The 23471-nt window shown below is 75.6% G+C and carries 19 protein-coding genes; 10 read left to right on the top strand and 9 right to left on the bottom strand.

The genetic code is table 11. The annotated features are described in order from the left end of the window. Nucleotides 1-48: 48 nt before the first annotated feature. Entirely contained in the window at nt 49-1182 is a 1134-nt protein-coding gene (locus A949_RS0117190; protein ID WP_026004746.1) for a hypothetical protein, read from the bottom strand. 137 nt (nt 1183-1319) lie between these two features. Here A949_RS0117190 and A949_RS0117195 point away from each other — a divergent pair, with 137 nt between their 5' ends. The 4 genes from A949_RS0117195 to A949_RS0117210 all read left to right on the top strand — a co-directional run bounded on the left by A949_RS0117195 (nt 1320) and on the right by A949_RS0117210 (nt 4140). Next, the gene (locus tag A949_RS0117195) at nt 1320-1775 is read left to right on the top strand and encodes a DUF4442 domain-containing protein (protein WP_019357259.1); all 456 of its coding nucleotides are present in this window, start codon (nt 1320-1322) and stop codon (nt 1773-1775) included. A gap of 152 nt (nt 1776-1927) precedes the next feature. Next, nucleotides 1928-2659, top strand: coding sequence for a DedA family protein (locus A949_RS0117200; RefSeq protein ID WP_019357260.1), 732 nt, complete (start codon nt 1928-1930; stop codon nt 2657-2659). Between the two features lie 37 nt (nt 2660-2696). Continuing rightward, nucleotides 2697-3245: a gamma carbonic anhydrase family protein gene (locus tag A949_RS0117205; protein WP_019357261.1), complete on the top strand. Its 549-nt coding sequence runs from the start codon at nt 2697-2699 to the stop codon at nt 3243-3245. Between the two features lie 130 nt (nt 3246-3375). Beyond that, nucleotides 3376-4140: an acyltransferase gene (locus tag A949_RS0117210; protein WP_026004747.1), complete on the top strand. Its 765-nt coding sequence runs from the start codon at nt 3376-3378 to the stop codon at nt 4138-4140. Between the two features lie 13 nt (nt 4141-4153). Here the strand turns inward: A949_RS0117210 and A949_RS0117215 are convergent, their stop codons facing one another. Then, a complete protein-coding gene (locus A949_RS0117215) occupies nt 4154-5026 on the bottom strand; it encodes a DMT family transporter (RefSeq protein WP_019357263.1) in 873 nt (290 codons plus the stop codon). 89 nt (nt 5027-5115) lie between these two features. On the opposite strand from A949_RS0117215, the gene A949_RS0117220 reads away from it, so the two are divergent. Then, nucleotides 5116-5703 carry a helix-turn-helix domain-containing protein gene (locus A949_RS0117220; RefSeq protein WP_019357264.1) on the top strand — a complete coding sequence of 196 codons (588 nt, stop codon included), beginning with the start codon at nt 5116-5118 and terminating at the stop codon, nt 5701-5703. Nucleotides 5704-5794: 91 nt separating this feature from the next. On the opposite strand, the gene A949_RS0117225 is transcribed toward A949_RS0117220, so the two are convergent. Next, entirely contained in the window at nt 5795-6202 is a 408-nt protein-coding gene (locus A949_RS0117225; RefSeq protein ID WP_019357265.1) for a CoA-binding protein, read from the bottom strand. 89 nt (nt 6203-6291) lie between these two features. Here A949_RS0117225 and A949_RS0117230 point away from each other — a divergent pair, with 89 nt between their 5' ends. From A949_RS0117230 to A949_RS0117240, 3 genes are all read left to right on the top strand, one after another. After that, the gene (locus A949_RS0117230; RefSeq protein WP_019357266.1) at nt 6292-6957 is read left to right on the top strand and encodes a YigZ family protein; all 666 of its coding nucleotides are present in this window, start codon (nt 6292-6294) and stop codon (nt 6955-6957) included. Nucleotides 6958-7048: 91 nt separating this feature from the next. Next, nucleotides 7049-8293, top strand: coding sequence for an exonuclease SbcCD subunit D (locus A949_RS0117235; protein WP_019357267.1), 1245 nt, complete (start codon nt 7049-7051; stop codon nt 8291-8293). Further along, nucleotides 8290-11487: an AAA family ATPase gene (locus tag A949_RS0117240; RefSeq protein WP_019357268.1), complete on the top strand. Its 3198-nt coding sequence runs from the start codon at nt 8290-8292 to the stop codon at nt 11485-11487. The genes A949_RS0117235 and A949_RS0117240 overlap by 4 nt, the downstream gene beginning before the upstream one ends. Before the next feature lie 154 nt (nt 11488-11641). On the opposite strand, the gene A949_RS0117245 is transcribed toward A949_RS0117240, so the two are convergent. The 4 genes from A949_RS0117245 to A949_RS0117260 all read right to left on the bottom strand — a co-directional run bounded on the left by A949_RS0117245 (nt 11642) and on the right by A949_RS0117260 (nt 16991). Continuing rightward, nucleotides 11642-13354: a DUF885 domain-containing protein gene (locus A949_RS0117245; protein ID WP_019357269.1), complete on the bottom strand. Its 1713-nt coding sequence runs from the start codon at nt 13352-13354 to the stop codon at nt 11642-11644. A gap of 111 nt (nt 13355-13465) precedes the next feature. Continuing rightward, nucleotides 13466-14680 (bottom strand): GNAT family N-acetyltransferase, encoded by a 1215-nt coding sequence (locus tag A949_RS0117250; RefSeq protein WP_019357270.1) that lies wholly within the window; start codon nt 14678-14680, stop codon nt 13466-13468. Between the two features lie 171 nt (nt 14681-14851). Continuing rightward, entirely contained in the window at nt 14852-15370 is a 519-nt protein-coding gene (locus tag A949_RS0117255; RefSeq protein WP_019357271.1) for a DUF1990 family protein, read from the bottom strand. 40 nt (nt 15371-15410) lie between these two features. Beyond that, nucleotides 15411-16991, bottom strand: coding sequence for an alkaline phosphatase D family protein (locus A949_RS0117260; protein ID WP_019357272.1), 1581 nt, complete (start codon nt 16989-16991; stop codon nt 15411-15413). A 339-nt stretch (nt 16992-17330) separates the two neighbouring features. Between A949_RS0117260 and A949_RS0117265 the strand changes: the two genes are divergently transcribed. Continuing rightward, nucleotides 17331-20597 carry a hypothetical protein gene (locus tag A949_RS0117265; RefSeq protein ID WP_019357273.1) on the top strand — a complete coding sequence of 1089 codons (3267 nt, stop codon included), beginning with the start codon at nt 17331-17333 and terminating at the stop codon, nt 20595-20597. Nucleotides 20598-20681: 84 nt separating this feature from the next. On the opposite strand, the gene A949_RS0117270 is transcribed toward A949_RS0117265, so the two are convergent. Beyond that, a complete protein-coding gene (locus A949_RS0117270; RefSeq protein WP_019357274.1) occupies nt 20682-21587 on the bottom strand; it encodes an alpha/beta fold hydrolase in 906 nt (301 codons plus the stop codon). 177 nt (nt 21588-21764) lie between these two features. On the opposite strand from A949_RS0117270, the gene A949_RS0117275 reads away from it, so the two are divergent. Beyond that, nucleotides 21765-22694, top strand: coding sequence for an RNA polymerase sigma-70 factor (locus tag A949_RS0117275; protein ID WP_019357275.1), 930 nt, complete (start codon nt 21765-21767; stop codon nt 22692-22694). Here A949_RS0117275 and A949_RS0117280 read toward each other — a convergent pair. Continuing rightward, nucleotides 22672-23445 carry an SDR family oxidoreductase gene (locus A949_RS0117280; RefSeq protein ID WP_019357276.1) on the bottom strand — a complete coding sequence of 258 codons (774 nt, stop codon included), beginning with the start codon at nt 23443-23445 and terminating at the stop codon, nt 22672-22674. The two genes, A949_RS0117275 and A949_RS0117280, sit on opposite strands and share 23 nt — an antisense overlap. Nucleotides 23446-23471 lie beyond the last annotated feature (26 nt).

Here is a 23471-nt window from a genome sequence, read left to right on the forward strand (position 1 = left end):
TGGACTGAGGGCGCCGTCGCAGCCGGTCCCCGTGGCCCGGGGGCGGGGTCAGCCGCGGGGCTCGTCCCCGCCGCCGTCGTAGTCGCGGAGGCTGCCCGTCATCTTCTCGATGGTGGCGTCCGACACCTCGTCCTTGACGCCGGCGTCGGTGTAGAGGACCCAGATCGCCAGGTCACCGTTGCTGTTGATCCAGGACACCGTGACGACCTTGCCCGCGCTGGTGGAGCACTTGTCCTCCTTGGGTGCTCCGGTGATCTTGGCGGTGACGGTGTGGCCCTTGATGCCGTGCTCGTTCTTGAACGGCTTGGGCTTGGAGACCTTGAGGGTGCCCTTCTGCTTCTGGTCGTAGCCGGCGATCGCGAAGTTGCCGGCCGCGATCCGCGCCGCCTCCTTGGTGTCCTTGGAACCCTGCGCGCCCTTGGTGCCGACGCCGGCGCGGCTGCTGCGCTTGCACCAGTCGTCCTTGTAGTAGGCGGGCGCCGACATGGCGACCAGGACCTTGCCCTTGTCGTCCTCGAACCCGGTGATGGTGCCCGTGCTCGCGAGGGTCCAGTCGTCGTTGTCCGGGACGTCGAAGGCCGAGTACCACTTGGGGTTGACGACGGTCTGCCAGCCCTTCACCACCGGGTCCGAGGGGTCCTTGGAGGCGCCGCCGCTTCCCGGCTCGGCCTTCTCGCTCTTCTCCGGCTTCGTCTTCACCGAGGGCGAGGAGGTCTTGTCGGCCTCGTTCTTCTTGCCCCCGCCGGAGTCGTCGCCGCCGAGGACGACGACTCCGGCCACCGTCGCGGCGATGACCGCGACCGCGGCGACGATCGCGATGGCGATCGTCTTGTTCCGGCCTCCTCCGCCACCGCCCTTGGGGGACTGCGGGCTGCCCGGCATGCTCCCCGGGCCCCACTGTCCCGACTGCCCCGGGCCGCCCGGCTGCCCCGGGCCGCCCGGCTGCCCGTAGGGGTGGGGAGCCGGTCCGGGCTGCTGCCCGTAGCCCCCCGGGCCCGGCGGTTGCCCCTGGCCGGGCTGCTGGCCCGACGGCTGCTGCCCGTAGCCGGGCTGCTGGCCCGATGGCTGCTGCCCGTAGCCGGGTTGCTGGTACGGGTTCGGTTGCCCGTACCCGGGTTGCTGGTACGGGTTCGGCTGCTGCGGGTTCTGCTCGCCCCCGGGCGGCTGCTGTCCTGGCCACATGGCCGACAACCCTATGGTGCGGTCGTCGGGTCGGCCACGGCCGGTCCTGGATCGGTACGGACCCGCTACACGAATGGGGCCGAAGCGGGAAGGAACGATTCTCCCACCCCGAGTTACTGGGTGGTAACGTGCGAGCCATGACCACACAGTCGCAGCCGGACATCGGCGAGCTGATGCGGGCCTCCGTGCCCATGGCCCGCACTCTCAACCTGGAGTACCTGGAGACCTCGCCGGAACGGGTCGTCGTCTCCCTGCCCGACCAGAGCGAGTACCACAACCACGTGGGCGGCCCGCACGCCGGGGCGATGTTCACGCTCGCCGAGTCCGCGACCGGCGCGGTGACCCTGGCCGCGTTCGCCGACCAGCTCTCCCGCGCCGTCCCGCTGCCGGTGCGCGCCGAGATGGACTTCAAGAAGATCGCCAAGGGGGTGGTCACCGCCACCGCCGAGCTCGGCCGCCCGGCCGCCGAGGTGGTCGCCGAGCTGGACCGGGGAGAGCGCCCCGAGTTCCCGGTCCGGGTCGCGCTCCGCCGCCCCGACGGCGCGGTCACCAGCGAGATGACCGTCGTGTGGACCCTGCGGCCCAACGACTGACGCCGCGCCGCGCCGCCGGTCCGGTCCCGGTGCCCTCCGGCCGGCGAGCGGCGCGCGAGGCAGTGGACGCGGGCCGGCGCGTGGTCGAGTAGGCTTCCGAATTCGTGCCGTCATGGCAGCTCGTGCTCCGATGTCATGAGAGGAAGCCGCAGTTGCACATCCAGGACTGGCTGGAGAGCGTTCCGGCCGTCAGCGTGTACCTCCTGGTGGGAGTGGTCATCGGGCTGGAGAGCCTGGGGATCCCGCTCCCCGGAGAGATCGTCCTCGTCAGCTCCGCGCTGCTGGCCTCGCAGCAGGGGCACATCGATCCGCTGATCCTGGGAACCTGCGCCACGGTCGGTGCCGTCGTGGGTGACTCGATCGGGTACGCCATCGGCCGGAGAGGCGGCAAGCCGCTCCTGGACTGGCTGGGCGGGAAGTTCCCCAGGCACTTCGGCCCCAGCCATGTGGCCACCGCCGAGCGCTCCTTCCAGCGGTGGGGCATGTGGGCCGTCTTCTTCGGCCGCTTCATCGCCCTGCTGCGGATCTTCGCGGGGCCGCTCTCGGGTGTGCTGAAGATGCCGTACTGGAAGTTCCTGACCGCGAACGTGCTGGGCGGCGTGGTGTGGGCGGGCGGCACGACGGCGGTCATCTACTACGTCGGTATCGTCGCCGAGGCGTGGCTCAAGCGCTTCTCCTGGCTCGGGCTGGTGGCCGCGGTGCTGATCGGCCTCGCCTCCATGGTGCTCGTCAAGCGCCGGGCCGCGAAGGTGGCCGCCGAAGCGGTCGAGGAGCACCGGTCCGAGCCTGCCGCCGCGCGGCGGGACGAGCACGCACCGGCCGCGGAGGGGGAGCCCCGCCGGTCCGAGCGCGACGGCACCCCGTCCACCCCGGTCGGTGACTGAGCGGGACCGGGCAGCGAGACATCCGGAGTGGAGAACAGTGACACAGTACGGGCTGATCGTGACGGTCGGCGGGCACGAACCGCGGCTGGATCCCACCGCGTTCAACGCGCCGACCTCAGTGATCGCGGGTGACGTCACCCTGGCGGCCGGGTCGAGCGTGTGGTATGGCGCCGTACTGCGGGCCGATGCCGCCCCCATCGTGCTCGGTGAGGGGAGCAATGTGCAGGACAACTGCACCGTGCACGGCGATCCCGGTTTCCCGGTCGAGGTCGGCGCCCGGGTCACCGTGGGCCACAACGCCGTGCTGCACGGCTGCACGGTCGAGGACGACGTGCTGATCGGCATGGGAGCCACCGTCCTCAACGGCGCCCGCATCGGCGCCGGTTCCCTCGTCGCGGCCCAGGCGCTGGTGCCGCAGGGGACCGTCGTGCCGCCCGGTTCGCTGGTGGCAGGGGTGCCCGGCAAGGTGCGGCGGGAGCTGACGGACGAGGAGTTCGAGGGCGTGCGCCTCAACGCGCTCGGCTATGTGGACCTGGCCGAGCAGCACCGCGGGGCGACCGTCGGCGAACGGCCGGCGGCCCCCTGAGCGGTTCCGCGGCCGGGCCCGCCGCTGCCCGCCGCGGCTGCGAAGCCCGCACCCGACGCACGCGCCGCCCGGGGTTACCGGTGAGGAACCTCACCGGGGCGCGGCGGTGCCGGGGCGCTACGGTGACGACGTGCCATCCATCAGGAACACGTTCTCCTCCCTCACCTCCCGCGCCGTGCACGGCCTCTGGCGCCGGGCGCGGCAGGCGGGGGCCGTCACCGCGCGGCGCCCGGGGCCGTACGCGTTCCGCCGCATCGGGACCGGGACACGGCTCGCCTTCCCGCAGGGGACGCTCTTCGGGACGCCGTGGATCGAACTCGGCGACCACTGCATCGTCGGCCAGGACGTCACGCTGACCGCGGGGATGATGCCGGATCTGGAGCTGGGGCCGGAGACGGTGCTGCGGCTGGGCAACGGCGTGGTGCTGGGCCGGGGCAGCCACATCATCGCGGACACCCGGGTCAGTCTCGGCGACGACGTGTTCTGCGGCCCGTACGTCTACATCACCTCGACCAACCACTCCTACGACGACCCGGAACGGCCCGTCGGCAAGCAGTGGCCGCGCACCGCACCGGTGGAGATCGGCGCGGGGAGCTGGATCGGCGCGGGGGCCGTCGTCCTGCCCGGCGCGACGCTGGGGCGCAACGTGGTGGTCGCGGCGGGAGCCGTGGTGCGGGGTGAGATTCCCGACCACGCCGTGGTCGCGGGTGCCCCCGCCCGGGTGGTGCGCCGGCTGGATCCCGAGCAGGGGTGGCAGCCGCCGCTGCGCACTCCGCCGCCGATGCCGGTTCCCGAGGGCGTCAGTCCGCAGCAGCTGGTCGACCTCGCCGACCTGCCCACCGCACCGGACGCCGGGCCGCCCGGCGGATCGTCCGGCTGCTCGTCCGGCGGTTGAGCCGGTGCCCCGGTCAGCCCGAGGCCAGCAGGACCGTGCCGAGCAGCGCCAGCCCGGCGCCCGTGGTCTGCAGCGCGCGCAGCCGCTCCTGGAGCACGCTCCGCGCGGCGAGCGCGGTGACGACGGGATAGAGCGAGGCGAGGACGGCGGCGACGGTGACCGGGCCGTGCTGCGCGGCGACGGCGTACGTCCCGTTGGCGGCGACGTCGGCCAGACCGACGAAGGCCAGGGCCGGCAGCGCCGTCCACACCGCACCCAGGCCCTCCTCGGGGAGTGCCGGTGTGCCGCGCCGCACCGAGGCCCAGAGCGCACCGCCGCCCACGACGACGTTGACCACCCGCTGCACGAACAGCGTCAGGAAGAGCCCGGCGAGCGTCGTGGACGCCTCGGCGACCAGGCTCATCGTCGCGCCGAACCCGAAGGCCGCGATCAGGGTGAGCAGGACCGTGCGCCGCTGCACGGGTGCGCCTCGGCCGCCCACGCCGCCGGCCAGCACCACTCCGGTGACGGCGACCAGGGTCCCCAGGGCCTGGAGCGGGCCGGGCCGTTCGCCGTGCAGGGTCATGCCGACGGCCACCGGCACGGCGACGCTGCCGAGGGTGGCGACGGGTGAGACCACGCCCATCGGGCCGACGGCCAGTGCCCGGTAGAAGCACAGCATCGACACCGGTCCGATCGCTCCGGCCGCCACCGCGCACCACAGCAGGCGCGCGTCCAGTTCGCCCCAGGCGCCGGTGGCGAGCACGATGACGCCGAGCACCAGGCAGGCCGCGCCCTGCGAGACGACCACCACGGTCAGCTCGCGCAGCCGCTTGCTGAGCAGTCCGCCACCGAAGTCGGCCAGCCCCCACAGGAGGCTGGTGGCCAGCGCGAAGACAGCGGTCATGGCGGATTCCCTCGCAGTACAGTGTGATGAACGCTCAAGTCCAGCACACCGTAGTACATCGCAATGAACTCTGTCATTTAATATTTTGGATGGTGCGGAACACCGTGACGGACCTCGACCACCTCACGCAGGCGCTCGCGCGCAACCTGAAACACCTGCGTGCCGAGCGCGGCTTCACCCTCGACGCCCTCGCGGCCCGGGCCGGTGTCAGCAGGGGCATGCTCATCCAGATCGAACAGGCCCGCACCAACCCCAGCGTGGGCACCGTCGTCAAGATCGGCGACGCGCTCGGCGTCAGCATCACCTCGCTGCTGGACTTCGACCAGGAGCCGCAGGTCCGCCTGGTGCCGCCGGAACAGGCGGTGCGGCTGTGGTCCACCGAGGCGGGCAGCCACAGCACCCTGCTCGCGGGCACCGAGGCCCCCGGTCCGCTGGAGCTGTGGCACTGGAAACTGGCGCCGGGAGACGCCAGCAGCTCCGATCCGCACCCGCTGGGCACCACCGAACTCGTCCATGTGACCACCGGCACGCTCACCCTCGAGGTGGACGGCGACACATACCCGGTGCCGGCCGGGACCTCCGCGTGCTTCGAGTCCCACGTCCCGCACGGCTACCGCAACGACGGGCCGGAGAACGTCGAGATGACCATGGCCGTCGCAGTCCCCGCGCCCCGCTGAACCGGACGGCCGCGCCGGTGGTCCGGCTGTCTGCCGCGCCGCACCCGCCGGCGGGGCGCCGACCGCTCCCGTGCGGCGGCCGGCTCCGTGCTCACCCCAGCCGCGGGATCTCGATCGCCGGACACCGGTCCATCACCATCCGCAGCCCGGCCGCACGGGTGCGCTCGCAGGCCGCCTCGTCCACCACGCCGAGCTGGAACCAGACGGCCCGGGCACCGATCGCCACCGCCTCGTCGGCCACCCGTCCCGCCAGCTCGGAGCGGACGAACACGTCCACCACGTCCACCGGGAACGGGATCCGCGCGAGCGTCGGGTAGCCGCGCTCGCCGTGCACCGTCTCGGCGCTCGGGTGGACGGGAACGACACGTTTGCCGTACCGCTGCAGCACCTCGGCGACCCCCCAGGCGGGCCGCGAGGTGTTCTGCGACAGCCCCACCACCGCCCAGGTGTCACCCAGCTCGGTGAGAATCTCCCGCACCGTCCCGGTATCGCCGTACATCACTCTCCTCCTCCGCGGCAGTCCAGCTCTCCGCGACAACGGACGGCACCCCCCGCCGATTCCCGCGGCCGCGGCCCTAGGCTGGCGGGATGCACCAGGAGCAGCACGCACAGCAGGAGCAGCCGCCGGGGCCCGCGGAGTACGTCACCGTGGCCGGGGAGGGCGTGCACGAGACGGAGGTCAACCGCTCCCGCTTCCGGTGCGCCCTCGCGCCCGCGGCCACGGAAGCCGAGGCCCAGGAGTTCATCGCCCGGATCCGCAGGCAGCACCCCGGCGCCAACCACAACTGCTCGGCCTACGTCATCGGCGCCGACGCGGGCACCCAGAAGGCGAACGACGACGGCGAGCCGGGCGGCACCGCGGGAGTGCCGATGCTCCAGATGCTGCTGCGGCGCGAGGTGCGGTACACGGTCGCCGTCGTCACCCGCTACTTCGGCGGCGTCAAGCTGGGTGCGGGCGGCCTGATCCGGGCCTACGGAGGCGCGGTCGGCGAGGCTCTGGACGCGGTGGGGACCGTCACCAGGCGCCGCTTCCGGCTGCTGACGGTCACGGTCGGGCACGAGCGCGCCGGACGCCTGGAGAACGAACTGCGCGCCACCGGCCGGGAGGTGCGCGAGGTGCGCTACGGCGCCGAGGTCGCCATCGAGGTCGGCCTGCCCGACGCCGACCTGGCCGGCTTCCGCAGCTGGCTGGCCGACGCGACGGCGGGCAGCGCACGAGTCGAGGTGGGCGGCGAGGCGTTCGGTACGGTCTGAGCCCTCCGGAGTCCCGGCGGACGAGCCGGCGCGGACCCGGAACGGGCCCGCGGACCGGCAGTGTCGGTGGTGGGCCTTAAGGTCGTTGACCATGCGTCTGCTGCACACCTCGGACTGGCATCTGGGCCGGAGCTTCCACCGCGTGAGCCTCCTCGACGCCCAGCGCGCCTTCCTGGACCACCTGGTCGCCACCGTCGAGGAGCGGGCGGTGGACGCCGTACTGGTCTCCGGCGACGTCTACGACCGCGCGGTCCCCTCCCTCGCCGCCGTCGAGATGTTCGACCGGACGCTCTCCCGCCTCGCGGACCTCGGCGTGCCCACCGTGATGATCTCCGGCAACCACGACTCGGCACGCCGGCTGGGGGTCGGCGCGAAACTGCTCGGCCGCGCCGGGGTCCACCTGCGCACCGACCCCCGCGAGTGCGGCACGCCCCTACTCCTCGAACCCGCCGACGGAGGCGGCCCGGTGGCCGTCTACGGAGTGCCCTACCTGGAGCCCTCGCTGGTGCGGGAGACGCTCGGCGCGGAGAGCGGCGGCCACACCGCCGTGCTCCGCGCCGCGACGGACCGGATCCGCGCGGACCTCGCCGCCCGGCCGGCCGGGACGCGCTCCGTCGTGCTGGCCCACGCCTTCGTGACCGGCGCCGAAGTCTGCGACAGCGAACGGGACATCACCGTCGGCGGCGTCGCCTCGGTGCCCGCCTCGGTCTTCGCGGGGATCGACTACGTCGCGCTCGGCCACCTGCACAACTGCCAGGCCCTCTCCGAGCGGATCCGCTATTCCGGCACCCCGATCGCCTACTCGTTCTCCGAGGCCGGGCACCCGAAGTCCATGTGGCTGGTCGACCTCGGCCCCTCGGGCGAACCGGTGGCCGAGCGGCTGCCCTGCCCCGTACCCCGGCCACTCGCCCGGCTGCGCGGCAGGCTGGCCGAACTGCTGGAGGACCCGGCTCTGGAGCAGCACACCGACTCCTGGGTGGAGGCCACCCTCACCGACGCGGCCCGCCCGCACGACCCGATGGCCCGGCTGACCGCGCGTTTCCCGCACACCGTCAGTCTTGTCTTCGCGCCCGACCGGGAAGAGGACGGCGACGCCCGCTCCTACGCCGTACGGCTCAGCGGGCGCACCGACCGGCAGATCGCCGAGGACTTCGTCGGCCATGTACGCCCCGGACAGCAGGCGGCGCCCGAGGAGCGCGAGATGCTCGGGCAGGCGCTGGAGGCCGTCCGCGTCGCCGAGGGCGAAGCGGGGACAGCGGCCGCCCCGCGTGCGCCGCGGCCCCCGGCCGACGGCCGGCGCCCGAGCCAGGACGGCACGCGGGCGGTGGCCCGTTGAGAATCCACCGGCTGTCCCTCACCGCCTTCGGCCCGTTCGGCGGCACGCACACCGTCGACTTCGACACGCTCTCCTCGGCCGGTCTGTTCCTGCTGCACGGTGCCACCGGCGCGGGCAAGACCTCGGTGCTGGACGCCGTCTGCTTCGCGCTCTACGGCGGAGTGCCCGGCGCCCGCCAGCAGCCCGGCGGCACCCTGCGCAGCGACCACGCCGACCCGCACGTGCGCACCCAGGTCGTCCTCGACCTCACCGTCGCGGGCCGGCGGCTGGAGGTCACCCGCGCTCCCGAGCAGCTCCGGCCCAAGACCCGGGGCACCGGCCTCACCCGCGAACGCGCCCGCTGCGAATTGCGCGCCTGGGATCCGGGCGCGGGCGAGTGGCAGGGGCTCAGCCGCTCCCACCAGGAGATCGGTGAGGAGATCGGGCAGGCCCTGGGCATGAGCAAGGACCAGTTCTGCCAGGTGGTGCTGCTGCCGCAGGGCGACTTCGCCCGCTTCCTGCGCTCGGGCGCCGAGGACCGGGCGAAGCTGCTGGGCCGGCTCTTCGACACCGGCCGGTTCGCCGCCGTCGAGGAGGAGCTCGCGCGGATGCGCAAATCCGCCCAGCGCGAGGTCGTCGCCGCCGACGAGGAACTGCTGGCCCTCGCCCACCGGATGCGGCAGGCCGTCGGCGACCCCGCCGAGCTCGCCGAGGGGCCCGCGCACACCGCTGCCGCCGACCCGCTCCCCGGCCAGCGCACCGGCTCGCCCCGCGGCTCGGCGCCGGACGCCCGCGGCAGCGGAGGCGCGCGCACCCGCGGCGGCGCCCGCGGCCGGGCGGCGCCGCCCGGCGAGTCCCCCGCGCGGGACGGGCTCGCCCCCGGCGATCCCGGTCTGGCCGACTCGGTCCTGGCCTGGGCGGCGCAGGCCAGGACCTACGCGCGGGAACGCTGCACCGCCACGGCGCTCGCCGCCGACACCACGCGGGCACACCACACGGAGGCCGTCCGGGAGCTGGAGGCGGTCCGGGACCTGGCCCGCGCCCAGCAGCGGTTCGCGCATGCCGGGCAGCGTGCCGAAGAGCTGGCGGCCGGTGCCGCGGAGCGGGACGCGGAGCGGCAGCGGCTGGAGCGGGCGCAGGCCGCCGAGACGGTGCTGCCCGCCCTGCGGCTGCACAGCACCGCACAGCAGGACCACACCCGGGCCCGAGCCGCGGAACGGGAGGCGCGCGCGGACCTCCCGGACGCCCTCGGCGACGCCGGCCCCGACCGGCTGTCAGCACTGGAAGGCGAACTGCGACAGGAACTGGGGGCGCTGCGGGCCACCCGCGAGGAGGAACCGCGCGCCGCCGCGATCGAGACCGAACTGCGCCGCCTGGATGCCGAGTCCCGGACCGACGAGGACCTCCTCCGCGAGACGGGGGAGTGGCTGGACGGCTGGGAGGAGCAGCGGCTCGGGCTCGAACGGCGGGTGGCCGAGGCACTGGAGGCCGCCACCCGCACCGAGCACCTGGCCGGCCGGCTGCACCCCGCCCGCGCCCGCCTGCAGGCCGCGCACCGCCGGGACCGGCTGGACGCCGAGATCGAGTCGGCCGACGAGGTGCGGCGCCGGGCCCGCGAGGAGGCCGCCGACGCCAAGGAGCACTGGCTCGCGGTGCGGGAGCGGCGGCTGCGCGGCATCGCGGCGGAGCTCGCCGCGCAGCTGGCCGCGGGCGACCCCTGCGCCGTGTGCGGCGCCACCGAACATCCCGATCCGGCCCGTGCGGAGCCCGGCCACGTGGACCGGGCGGCCGAGGAGGAGGCGCTCGCCCGCTCGCAGCGGGCGGCCGAGCACCACCGCTCGGCCGAGCAGCGGCTCGCCGCGCTGCGCGACAGCCGCACCGAGGCGGCGGCCGACGCGGCGGCCGACGCGACCGGGGACGGAGCAGGGGCGGCGTCCGACGGCGGCACCGAGCAACTGGCCAGTGCCGTCGCCGCCCTGGAGCAGGAGCATGCCCGGGCCCGCGCCCAGGCGTCCGGCGCCCATGAGGCCCGCGAGGCGCTGGCCGCCGCCGAGCGGGAGCACGACGGGCGGAGCGCGGCCCGCCAGGAAGCCGCGCGCCGGGCCGCCGCGCGCACCTCGACCCGGGAGGCCCTCCAGCGGGAACTGGCGGCGCTCACCGAGCGGCTGAGCAGAGCACGCGGCGAGGCTCCCAGCGTCGCCGCCCGCTGCGCGGAGCTGGAACGCCGGGTCGGGGTGCTCTCCCGCACCGCGGAGGCGGCCCGGGCCGCCGCCCGCACCGCCGAACGGCTCGCCGATGCCGCCGCGCAGCGGGCGGAGGCCGCCGGCCGCGCCGGCTTCGCCGCACCCGAGGAGGCGGAGGGGGCCGTACTGCCCGAGCCCCGGCAGCGCGAGCTGCGGACCCGGCTGGAGCGCCGGCAGGTCGAGGAGGCCGCAGCCGCGGAGGAGCTGGCCGACCCGGAGCTCGCCGCGGCCGCGGCCCGGCCCGCCGCGGAGCCGGAGGCGGCACGGGCCGCCGCCGAGGCCGCCGAGGAGCGGCTGCGGGCCGCGGATGCCCAACTGCACACCGCGCGCGGCCGGGTGGAGGCGCTGGACGGACTGGGTGAGCGGGCCGCCGAACGTGCCCGGCGGGTGGCGCCGTTGCGCGGCGCCTACGAGAGCGTCGCCCGGCTGGCCGGGCTGGCCGCCGGCACCTCACCGGAAAACGAGCGCCGGATGCGGCTGGAGTCCTATGTGCTGGCCGCCCGGCTCGAACAGGTGGCGGCTGCCGCCTCGGCGCGGCTCGGCCGGATGTCCGGCGGCCGCTACACGCTCGTGCACTCCGACGAACGGTCCGGCGGACGGGGCAGAGCCGGGCTCGGACTGCACGTGGTGGACGCCTGGACGGGTGCCGAGCGGGACACCGGCACCCTCTCCGGCGGCGAGACGTTCTTCGCCTCGCTGGCCCTCGCCCTAGGACTGGCCGACGTGGTGACCGAGGAGGCCGGCGGCACCCGACTGGAGACCCTCTTCATCGACGAGGGCTTCGGCAGTCTGGACGAGCAGACGCTGGACGAGGTGCTGGACGTCCTCGACTCGCTGCGCGAGCGGGACCGCTGTGTCGGCATCGTCAGCCACGTGGCCGATCTGCGGCGGCGGGTGCCCGCGCAGCTGGAGGTCGTCAAGGCGCGCGCGGGCTCCACCCTGCGCCACCGGGCCGCCCCGGCCGACACCTGACCGGCCCGGACGGCACCCGCCCGGCCCGGACGGCGGCCGGCCCGCGTGGACGGCCGGCCCGCGTGGACGGCCGGGCCCCGGCGCACCGGCCGACCGCCCGGCCCGGTGCCGCCGGACCCGCCCGGGGACCGGTCCGGCGGCACCGCACGGCAGTTCAGAGCGCGGACAGCTCCGCCACCAGGTCGTCGAGACCGAGGGAGCCCTGCGAGAGGGCCGCCATGTGCCAGGCCTTGGCGTCGAAGGCGGCGCCGTGCGCGCGCTGCGCGGCCGCGCGGCCCTCCAGCCAGGCGCGCTCGCCCAGCTTGTAGCCGATGGCCTGCCCCGGCATCCCCAGGTAGCGCACCAGCTCGCTCTCCACGAAGTCCGCAGGGCGCCCGCTGTGCATGCCGAAGAACTCCTGGGCCAGCTCCGGAGTCCACCGCTCACCCGGGTGGAACGGCGAGTCGGCGGGGATCTCCAGCTCCAGGTGCATGCCGATGTCGACGATCACCCGGGTGGAACGCATCATCTGCGCGTCCAGATAGCCCAGCCGCCGCTCCGGCGTGGTCAGGAAGCCCAGCTCGTCCATGAGCCGCTCGGCGTACAGCGCCCAGCCTTCGGCGTTGGCGCTGACCATGCCCACGGTCGTCTGGTAGCGCGAGAGCTTGTCGGCGACGTACGTCCACTGCGCGAGCTGCAGATGGTGCCCGGGTACGCCTTCGTGGTACCAGGTGGTGACCATGTCGTAGACCGGGAACCGGGTCTCGCCCATGGTCGGCAGCCAGGTGCGGCCCGGCCGGGAGAAGTCCAGCGACGGCTGGGTGTAGTACGGCGCCGCCGCGCTGCCGGGCGGGGCGATCCGGGCCTCCACCCGGCGTACCGGCTCGGCGAGTTCGAAGTGGGTGCCGTCCAGTTCCGCGATGGCCTCGTCCATCAGCGCCTGGAGCCATTCGCGGACCTCGTCGACGCCTTCCACGGCCTCGCCGTGGGTGTCCAGGTGGCGCAGCGCCTCCCAGGGGGTCCGTGCGCCCGGCAGGATCTTCTCCGCCTCGGTGCGCATCTCTGCCAGCAGCCGGTGGAACTCCTGCCAGCCGTACCGGTAGGACTCCTCCAGATCCAGGTCCGCGCCGTTCCAGTAGCGCGCCCAGCGCGCGTACCGCTCGCGGCCCACCGTCTCCGGTGCTCCGGCGACACCCGGCGCGTACACGTCCCGCAGCCAGTCGCGCAGTTCCGTGACGGCGCGGGTGGCCTCGGCGGCGGCCTCGCCCAGTTCCGGCCGGAGGCCGTCGGGGCAGCCGCCGGCGAACTCCGCGAACCAGCCCCGGTCGTCCTCCGCGTCCTTCTCGCCCAGCCACTGCGCGAGCTGCTCCAGCACGGTGGCGACCTGGCGGGGCCCGGCGTACAGCTTTCGGGCGAGCCCCTCGTCCAGCGAGGCCCGGTATCCGTCGAGCGCGACCGGCATCGCCCGCATCCGGGCGGCGACCGCCTTCCAGTCCTCCTCCGTCTCGGAGGGCATCACCGTGAAGATGCCGCGCACCGCGTGCAGCGGCGAGTTGAGGTTGCTGACGGCGCGCAGTCCCTCGCCGGCCTCGTGGACGGCCAGCTCGGCGGTGAGCCGTTCGCGGAGCAGCCGGGCGCAGCGCCGCTCCTCGTCGCTCTCGGCGCCCGGCCGGGCCTCCGCCGCGGCCAGCTCCTCCAGCGTGGTGCGGTTCAGGACGGCCGTCGCCTCCTGACCCGCGGGGGAGAAGTCCGGCAGCCGGCCGTGGCACTCGGGCACCCCGAGGTAGGTGCCGGTGAGCGGGTCGAGTTCGACGAGTGCGTCGACGTAGGTGTCTGCCACCTGGCGGGGCAGGGGGCCGGGGGTCGCTGTGTTGATCGCATCGGACATGGGCCCATCCTCGTACGCCGGCACCCCTTCCGTCAGCACCGGGCCGACCCGGGTGGGGCACCGGGGCCCGGCGCCGGATGCGGCGGCCGGGCGTCGTGCCGGGGGCGGGCCTCAGCGGGGCGCGACCGCGGCGGGTGCCAGGGCCGCGGTCACCACCAGCGTGCCCTCCTCGATCTGGTAGTCCAGCGGCAGCCCCAGCCCCCGCATCGCCGCGACCATGCCGGTGTTGGAGGACCGGGTCACCGCGTAGACGCTCTCGCAGCGGGCTTCGCGGGCCATGTCGGTCAGCCGCCGCAGCAGGGCGGCGCCGATGCCCCGGCGCTGCCAGGCGTCCTCGACCAGCAGGGCCGCCTCGGTCTCGTCGCCGTCCCACAGCAGGTGCCCGAGCGCCACCAGCTCGCCCGCGGGCGACTCCACGGCCAGGGTGCGGCCGAACCGGGGGGAGAGCAGATGCCGCAGATAGCGGTCGGCACCCTTGACGGGACCGTGGTACCGCTGGGTGAGCGTCTGTTCCGAGCAGCGGGCGTGCATGGCCGTCGCGGCCTCCAGATCGCCCTCGTCGGCGCGGCGGATGGTGACGGCCCGGCCGCCGGGCAGCGTCAGCGCGTGCCGTTCCCCCGGGGTGCGGCGCCCCAGCCGGGCGTCCAGCTCCACCAGCGCGTGGGCCCGCGCGAACTCGGTGGGGGTGAAGGGCACATGGTGCCGTTCCACGACGATCTCTCCTCCGGCAGGGTCGGGCAGGCGCAGCAGCGTACCCTCCAGCGCCCCTTCCGCGGGCGTGTCGCCGGGGACCGAGCGGATGGCGCAGCGGCCCAGCAGCGCCCGCAGGGCCAGCGGGAGTTCGGCCGTGTCCAGGGCCGCCCTGGTGGCCAGGTGGAGCACCCGGGTCGGGCTGTCCACCAGGTCGTGTGCGTCGGCCCGCTCCACCCAGGTGTCGGCGCCGCCCGCTTCGCGGAGCAGCCGGGCCAGCTCCCGCGGCTCCACCGCGTCGGAGGTGCGCAGCAGGAACTCGTCCACCGTGCGGTCGCCGAGCGGGTGCGTCTGGAGTGTGAGGATGTCGACGCCGCCCGCCGCCAGGGCGCCGCAGATCCGGGCGAGCGTGCCGGGTTCGTCCCGCACGGTCGTGCGCACCCGCCACAGCGCGGTGGCGCTGCCGGGGGACCGCCGCACCGCCGCCGCGGCACCCCGCAGCCCCCGTCCGCCGCGGCCGGGCCGGACGCGCCACGCCCGCAGACCGCGCCGGGCGGCCGCCGCCGCGCGCCGTCGGCGGCGCGCGGCGGCGCCGGTCGTGGTGTCCGTCTTCTTCGCGGCAGGGTCATCAGCCATACGAACACCTTCGCGGGTCGTCGTTGCCTGACCACGAACGACATATGACAGGTGCGTAAAAAGAGCGCCTGCCGAGCAAACGTCCCATTTGCGGCGGGCGGTGCGGCCCTTCCCGGAGCGCCCCGGACGGCGTGCCGTGGACCCCGGGGCGGGCTCCGCGGAGCGCGCCGGTCACTCCCGGGCCAGCCTGCGCAGCACCTGTCCGCAGCGGAGTGCGTAGCCCCGCTGCAGCACCGGCAGCACGGGTCCCGCCGCCCGCGTCCACCACACCGCGGGCACACTGTAGGCCCGCACGGTCAGCCGGACGGCGCCGTCGGGCGCGTGTTCGACGAGAAAGGCCTCCTCGCCGCGCTGCGGGTGGCCCGGCAGCGTCCCGTACGCCCACCCGGCGCGCCGCTCCTCCTGCACGGCCCACACCACCCGGCACGGTCCGCCCACCCGCAGCGCTCCCACCCCCAGGCCGACCGTCACCCGCACCCCGGGCGCGGCCCGGCCGGCGTCCGCCTCGAGTCGGACGCCCATCGCACGGTGCATGCGCCACTCCAGCAGCGCCCGCGCGGCCGCCGCGAAGACGGCCCCGCCGGTGCCCAGCGGGATGCGGACCCGCAGTGCGCGGAATCCGGGCGGGGTCACGCCGTACGCGGTGCGGCCGACCGGCGTGTAGCTGTACTCGGCCCGCGGTGCCCTCACCGCGTCGCCCGGTTCGGTTCACCGGCCCTCCAGGCCCGGTTCACTGGCCCACCAGGCCCGGCCGGAGCGTCTTGGTGAACAGCACCGCGCCGCTCTCCTCGCGCAGCCGCACGGTCAGCTCCCCCGTGGAGCCGTCGATGTCCACCTGCCCGAAGTGCTGCCCGCCCTCGCTCGGCGGGGTGTTGGCGCGCTCCGGAGCCCGGATGAACCGCTGCTCGGGCCCGAAGGTGCCGTCCAGCTTCAGCGCCCCGAATCCGCCCGCGTTCAGCGGCCCGGAGACGAACTCCCAGAACGGTGCGAAGTCCTCGAACGCGGCGCGGCCGGGGTCGTACCGCTGCGCGCTGGTGTAGTGCACGTCCGTGGTGAGCCACACCGTCCCGGTGACGCGATGGTGCTTGATGTGCCGCAGCAGTTCGGCGATCTGCAGCTCCCGGCCCAGCGGGGCGCCCGGGTCGCCCTGTGCGACGGCCTCGTAGTCGGTGCCGCCGTCCGGTACGACGAGCCCCAGCGGCATGTCCGAGGCGATCACCTTCCACACCGCGCGCGAGCGCGACAGCTCCCGCTTGAGCCAGCGCAACTGCCGCTCGCCCAGGATGCCCTGGCGGTCGTCGGGGCTGCGGCCGGGCGAGTTCGCGTTCCGGTGGGACCGCATGTCCAGCACGAACACGTCCAGCAGCGGGCCGTGCCGCACCACCCGGTGGACGCGCCCGTCCTCGTCACCGGGCGGCAGGCTGCCGACCGGGAAGTACTCGCCGAACGCCCGCAGCGAGCGCGCCGCGAGAGTGGAGACGTCCTTCTCGGTGTAGCGGTCGTCGTCCAGGATCTCGCCCGGGTACCAGTTGTTGAGCACCTCGTGGTCGTCCCACTGCACGATCGAGGGAACCTGCGCGTTGAACCGGCGCAGGTTCCCCGCCAGCAGGTTGTAGCGGAAATTGCCGCGGAATTCCGCCAGAGTCTCGGCCACCTTGGACTTCTCCTCGGTGGTGACGTTCCGCCAGATGCTGCCGTCCGACAGCTCCACCCGTTCCTGGATGGGGGAGTCGGCGTAGATGGTGTCGCCGCTGTTGAGGAAGAAGTCCGGATCCAGCCGCCGCATCCGGTCGAAGATCGGATATCCGCCCCGGTCGGGGTTGATGCCCCAGCCCTGCCCGGCCAGGTCGCCCGACCACAGGAAGCGCACGTCGTGCCGGTGCGCCGGGGCCGTGCGGAACGTCCCGTGCACCGGCCTGCCCGCGCGCCGCGGATCGTCCGGGTCGGCCAGCAGCACCCGGTAGTGGATCTGCTCGCCCGCGGGCAGCCCGTGCAGCGCGGTGCGTCCGGTGAAGTCGGTCTCCGGCCCCACCACCGGGCCCCGCCACCGCTTCGGGTTGCGGAAGCTCTCGGTCGCGGCCGTCTCCACCACCATCCGCGCCCGGCGGTCCGCGCGCACCCACACCAGACCGGAGGACGCGGTCACGTCGCCCGTCTGCACGCCCCAGTCCGCGGACGGCCTGCCGCGCCGCGCCTGCGCGGGAGCGGCGGCGCCGAGCAACGGCAGCGACAGCGCCGCGCCCGCGCCCGCCGTGCCGCGCAGCACGGCCCGCCGTGCCGGGTGACTGCCGGTCGGATCGTCCTGTGCCATGTGCAGGCCTCCTCGAGAGGTTGCGAGTGTGCGCCGTCGGAGCGTGGGACGGAGACGGGCCCCGGCCGCGGCGCGGAGGACCACTCGCGTGCCGGAGATCCGCCGCGGCGCCGCACGCCGCCCGTCACTCCTGCGAGCTGTATCCCGTTCCCGTGGTGTGCCTGCTCCCTCCGCGTGCCATACGTCCGAAGCCCCAGTGAACACCGGTGCCACACCGGACAGAAGAGGCGGCACGCCACTGCGTGTGTCCGACCGCTCACCGAGGCCTAGGATTGCCGCTTCACGGACAACTCCACCCGCATCCCGCCCGACCTGTTACGCGCCGGCCCAGGAGGCCCGATGACCACCAGCCGTACGCCTGCCGAGCTCCGTGCGGACATCCGTGCGAGCGGTCTGGCCCCGCACGGCCCCGGGCGCGTCGCACGCGCCGAGGAGCTGGTCGCGCAGGCCGAGGCGGCCGCGGAGGCGGGCACCCGCGAGGGCCGGGCCGCCCTGGGCGCGGCGCTGCTGCACCTGGCCGCCAGCCGCGCCTTCGGGACCGCGGCCCGCACCACTCCCGGCCCCGTCGCCCGGGCACTGCGGCTGCGGGACGAGGACCCGGAGGCGTTCGACTCCGAGGACGCCTTCGCGCTGCTGTGGTCGCTCCGCTGGGCCGTGGCGGACCTGGTCGGCGACCCGGCGGTCCCCATGACGGAGATCGAGGAGTGGCTCACCCGGCTGGCCCGCGAGCACGACCGCGCCGGCCTGTCCCGGCGCGCCGTGTACGCACGCGAGTTCCTGGTCGCGCAGTGGTTCGGCGACCGGCAGCGGGCCGCGCGCGCCTACAGCGCCTGGCTGGAGGCGGAACGCGACCGCAGCGCCGACTGCGCGGGCTGCGAACTGGCCTGGCGCGGCCGCGCGTACGCCGTGCGCGCCGAGGAGGCCGAGGCCGTGGCACCGGGCGCCGGAACGGCCCAGGACGAGGCGGCACTGCGGATGTGGGAACCGGTGCTGCGCGGCGAGTACGCGTGCGCCCACCGGCGCTCCTACCTGCTGGCCGCCTCGCTGGAGCCGCTGCTGCGCCTCGGCCGCGCCGCGGAGGCGCGGAGCCGGCATCTCGCGGGCTGCCTGCTGGTCCGGGAGGCGCCGACCGGGCGCGGCGCACTCGCCCGGCACCTGGAGTTCTGCGCCCGCACCGGCAATGAGCCGCGCGGCCTGGAGATCCTCGCCGGGCAGGAAGGGGAGCGCTGGGAGGAGCAGCAGGACGCGCCCGGCCACCAGCTGTGGATGTCCGCCGTCGCCCTGCTGATGCGGCGGCTCGGCGAGCTGGGGCACGCCGCCCTCCCGGTCCCCGGCCCTCCTGGACGGGACTGGAGCGCGGCGGCACTGTTCGAGCACGCCGCCGCGCAGGCCCTGGACACGGCGGAACGCTTCGACCGGCGGGCCGGCACCAGTGGGCATCGCGCGGCGGCGCGCCGCCGCATCGACGCGCGGCCGCTGGTCCCGCACCTGCCGCTGGGGATCGGCGCCGTCACGTTCCCCGCGCCGCCCGGGCCGCCTGCGCCGCCCGCGGCCCCCGTGCCGCCGGGCGGGCCGGAGGCCGTCCCCGGACGTGCCGCGGAGCGCGGCCCGCAGCCGGGAGAGGGAACCTGGAGCGGCCCGGAGGCAGGACGCGGAACCGAGCCCCGGCCGCAGGCGGGTGCGGGATCCGGAGCCGGCTCGCCGGACGCGCAGCGGCTGCTGGCCCAGGCGCGGCGGCTGAGCGCCGTCGGCCACCCGGAGGCGGCCGCGCGGTGGGCCGCGGCCGGCGATGCCGTCGCCCGTACGGGGGCGCGGCTCGACCAGGTGTCGCGGGCCGAACTCCTCGACCACCGGTCCGAGGCGGCGGCCCGCACCGATCCGGCGGCCGGTGCCGCCGGATTCGCGGAGGCCGCCAGTCTCTTCGCCGGGGCCGAGCTGCCCGGTGAAGCCCTGGCGTGCCGCGCGCGGGCCGCCTCCGCCGCCTCCTGCGCCCCCGAGGGGGCGGCCGTGCCGCCCGAGTCCCTCGACGCGCTGTGCGCCGAGGCCCAGCAGCTGCGCGCCGCGGGGCACATCGGCGCCCGGCACGCCCTCGCCGTGCTGCTGGCCCGGGCCCGGCTGCGCGCGCACGACCTCGGCGGGGTGCAGGAGGATGCGGAGAACGCGGGTGGCAGCCCGTTCGACGCGGCCAACCCCGCCAACCGGCCGCCGGCGGCCGACGCCGCATATCCGGCCGGACCGGCGCGTCCGGAGGGCGCGGACCCGCTGGGTCCGGGGGCCGAGGCGCTCGACGCGGAGGTGGCCGGTCTGGTCGCGTTCGCGCTGCCGTACCGCGAGGAGCCCGCGGTACGGGCCGGGATCGCCGAGGCCGTCGAGATCCGGGGCAGGCTGGCGGCCCGGCGCGGCGCCGCGGTTCGCGCCGGCGAACTGCTTGCCGAGTCCGCCGACCTCTTCCACGAGGCGGGCCGCCCGTGGTCCGCCACCGGGCCGGAACTGGCCCTCGCCCGGCTGCTGATGGAGACCGGCGACCACAAGCGTGCCGCCGAGGTGCTGCGCGGCGCCCTGCAGGACCGGCCGGGTGCTGCCGCCCGTCCGTCCGCCGAGCTCGCGCGCCTCCACCTGCTGCACGCCGACGTGCACGCGGCCCAGGGCCTGCTGGCCGAGGAGGCCGGATCGCTCCGGCACGCGGCGTACGCGCTGGCCGGTTCGGGCAGCGCCGCGGAGGCCACCCGGGCCGGTCTCCGGCTCGGCGGCTGCCTGCTCGTCCTGGAGGAGACCGACGAGGCGGCCGCCGTCCTGGTCGAGGCCCTCGGCGGTCTGCTGGAGCGCGAGGACGAACCCGGCATCGTGCAGGCGTGTGTCTGGCTCGGCCAGTCCTGCGCCCGCCCCGAGCAACTGCGGGCCGCCGCCCGGCTGCTCCGCCGCGCGGCCGAGCTGCCGCACCGGTGGCGGGACCGGCACGGGTGCGCCGTCGTCACCCACCTGGCGGCCGACACCCACCGCGCCTGCGGCCGGCACACCGCGGCGGGCGAGCTGTACGCCCGGGCAGAGGCGCTGTGGCGGGAGCTGGGCGATCCGCACGCGGCGATCCGTACGCTGCACGCCCGGGGCTGGCTGGCCATGGAAGCGGGTGCGCCGGTCGAGGAGGCACTGGGGTGCATGGCCGCGGCACAGCAGGAGATCGCCCGGGTGCTGCGCTCGGAGGAGCGCCTTCAGGACGAGGAGCAGCGCCTCCGGCTCCGCCTGGAGGTCGGCCACACCTACCGGCAGACGGCCGAACTGCTGGTCGAGCCGATGCCGGTGCCGGCCCCCGGCGAGCTGGGTGCCACCGCGGTGGACTGCTACGCCCGGGGCATCGAGTACGCCGAGCGTGCCGTGGCCGCCTTCCGCTCCTGCGGCGAGGCCGGCCTGCACGAGGCGACGAGCGCGGAGTTGCGGGCCGCCGCGCTCGAGGTCGACCTGGGCCGCTACGACCAGGCCGTCACCCGGCTCACCCGGGTGCGGGCCGCCTACCCGGCCGGGCGCCCCGATCCGCACGGGACCGTCGCCGAGCGGGTCAGCGAGGCGGGCGCGCTGGAGCTGCGCATCGAGACGGCGCTGAGCCGATGAGCTGACGGCCTGCGCCGGACCCGCGGAGAGGCGGACCCGGCGGCTCCGGGCAGGGCCGATCCGCCGGCCGCGCGTGCCCGGTGCTCAGCTGCGGGCGCGAACCGTTCCCGGCCGCGCGGCCGCGTGCCGGGCGGTGTCCAGGACGACGCGGGCGACGGTGGCCGGGTCGTCGTTCATCGGTACGTGGCCGCAGTTGCGCAGCCGCACCAGGCGGGCGCCGGGCAGCGCGCGCTTGGCGCGGACGCCCTGGCGGCGCAGCAGCAGCCGGTCCCGGTCGCCCCAGCCGATCGTCACCGGCAGGTCCCCGAGGTCCTGGTCGAAGCGTGCCGCGGGGCGGCGGCCCTCCGCCAGTACCGGGGCGAAGCCCGCCGCCTGCCGCAGCGCGCGGGTCTCGGCCACCACGGCGTCGGCCGGACGCCGCCCGGGCCGGGCGTAGATGGTGCTGGTCAGCGCGGCGCGCCCGGCGCTGGTGCGGGCCAGCACCTCCAGCGCCGGGTCGGGCAGGGCCCGCGCCCCGGCCCGCATGCCGCGCAGCACCGCGTAGGCGTACAGCCGCTCGGGGCGGGTGAAGAACCCGGCGGGGGAGAGCGCGGTGACCGAACGTGCCGCGCCGTGCAGTCCGAGCTCCAGGGCCAGCAGTCCGCCCAGCGAGTTGCCCACCACGTGGGGGCGTTCGACTCCGAGGGCCGTGCAGGCCGCGGCGAGGAGCGGCACCACCCGCCGCAGGCCGTAGGAGGCGTCGTCCGGCAGCGGCTGGGAGGCGCCGAAGCCGGGCAGGTCGAGGGCGATCACGTCGTGGCTTGCCGCGAGCACCGACAGCACCGGCTCCCAGGCCTGCCAGTGGTGGCCGATGCCGTGCAGCAGCAGCATCGGCTCGCCCGAGCCGCGCCGTTCGTAGGCCAGCTCGACCGGCGGCCCTCCGGACACCGGGACCTCGACCACGGAGGCGGCGGCGCCTGCGGGTGTCTGCGGGGTGAAGACGGCGGGCATGGCCACTCCTGGGGTTCCTGCGGTGCTGTGCGGCATGTCGGCGGCCGGTCGGCGGCATGGAGCCCCGTCCCGGGGACGGGCGTCGCCGCGGCGACTCGTTGACACGATGTCAGCAAGCGTCCGTCCGGGGAAGCCCCGTGTGCCCTGCGGATCAGCACCCGGTGGCATGATGGCGCGGTGACCGCAGACGCGACCGAGGTCTTCGAGGAACACCGCCCGGTGCTCGACGGCGTCGCCTACCGGATGCTGGGCCGGGTGGCCGACGCCGAGGACGTGGTGCAGGAGGCGTGGCTGCGGTGGGCGGCGGCCGACCGTGCGCAGGTGCGCGAGCCGCGCGGGTACCTCGTGCGCGTCACCACCCGGCTGGCCATCGACCGGCTCCGCCAGGTGCAGTCCCGGCGCGAGGCCTATGTCGGTTCCTGGCTGCCCGAGCCGGTGCCCACCGGCCCGGCCCCGGCCGCGGCGGGCCCGGACGGCGCCGAGCGCGCGATGCTGGCCGAGTCGGTCTCGCTGGCCGTGCTGGTGGTGCTGGAGTCCCTCTCGCCGCTGGAGCGCGCGGTGTTCGTCCTGCGCGAGGCGTTCGGCTTCCCCTACGCGGAGATCGCCGGGACGCTGGAGCGGAGCGAGGCGGCCGTGCGTCAGCTCGCCGGACGGGCCCGGCAGCATGTGGCCGAGCGGAAGCCGCGCTTCGAGGTCGACCCCGCGCTGCGCCGGGAGCTGACCGAGCGGTTCCTCAAGGCCGCGGCGGAGGGCGATGTGCGGGGGCTGGTCTCGGTGCTGGCGCCGGACGCGCGGCTCGTCTCCGACAGCGGAGGGGCGGCCAAGGCGCCGCGCCGGGTCGTCGTCGGTGCCGACCGGATCAGCAGGTTCCTGGCCGCCGTCGCCCCGGAGGGCATGCGGGACCCGGCGCTCGGGGTCCGCTTCCTGGAGCTCAACGGCGCTCCGGCCGTGCTGCTGACCGTCGACGGGCGGCCGGACACGGTCTTCTCGCTGGAGGTGGCCGGGGGACAGGTGCGGACCGTCCACCTGATCCGCAACCCGGCCAAGCTCGCCCACCTGGCGGGGGCCGGCGAGCGGTCCGGCCTCACAGGCCGCCTGCGGCTCTGAGGACCGCGCCCGAGACGTAGGACGCCTCGTCGGAGAGCAGCCAGGCGACGGCGTCGGCGATCTCCTCCGGTTCCCCGGGGCGCCGGGCCGGGGTGATCCCGGCCTTCTTCCACGCCCGGTCCGGGTCGCCCATCCGCGCGTGCATCTCGGTGAGGACCGACCCCGGCTGCACGCAGTTGACCCGTACGCCCTCGCCGGTGAACTCCTTGGCCAGGCCCACCGTCATGGCGTCGACCGCGGCCTTCGACGCCGCGTAGTGCACGTACTCGCCGGGGGAGCCGAGAGTGGCGGCGCAGGAGGAGATGTTCACGATTCCGCCGCCCTGCCCGCCGTGGGCCGTGGACATCTCCCGCAGGGCGCGCCGCGCGCACAGCAGCGCTCCCGTCACGTTGACGTCCACGACGCGCCGCATCACCTCGGGTGAGGTCTCGGTGAACCGGCCGAGCGGTCCGGAGACACCGGCGTTGTTGACCAGTCCGGTCAGGGGGCCGAGGGCGTCCCGCACGGTGTCGAACAGGTGGTCCACCGCGTCCGGGTCGCCGGTGTCGGCCCGGACGGTGACGGCCTCGCGCCCGGCGGCCCGGACTGCCTCCGCGGTGCGGGCGGCCGCTTCCTCGTCGGCCACGTAGTTGACGCCGATGTGGTGGCCGTCCCGCGCGAGCCGCAGTGCGGTGGCGGCCCCGATGCCGCGTCCGGCACCGGTGACGACGGTGACACGCCGCAGCGAGGCGGGGGTGCGGGGGCGCGGCATGGGGTCCTCCGGGCAGCGGCGGGCAA

Origin of the sequence: Streptomyces sp. AA1529, from assembly GCF_000280905.1 — a bacterium.
In the GTDB taxonomy this organism is placed as follows: Bacteria; Actinomycetota; Actinomycetes; order Streptomycetales; family Streptomycetaceae; genus Streptomyces.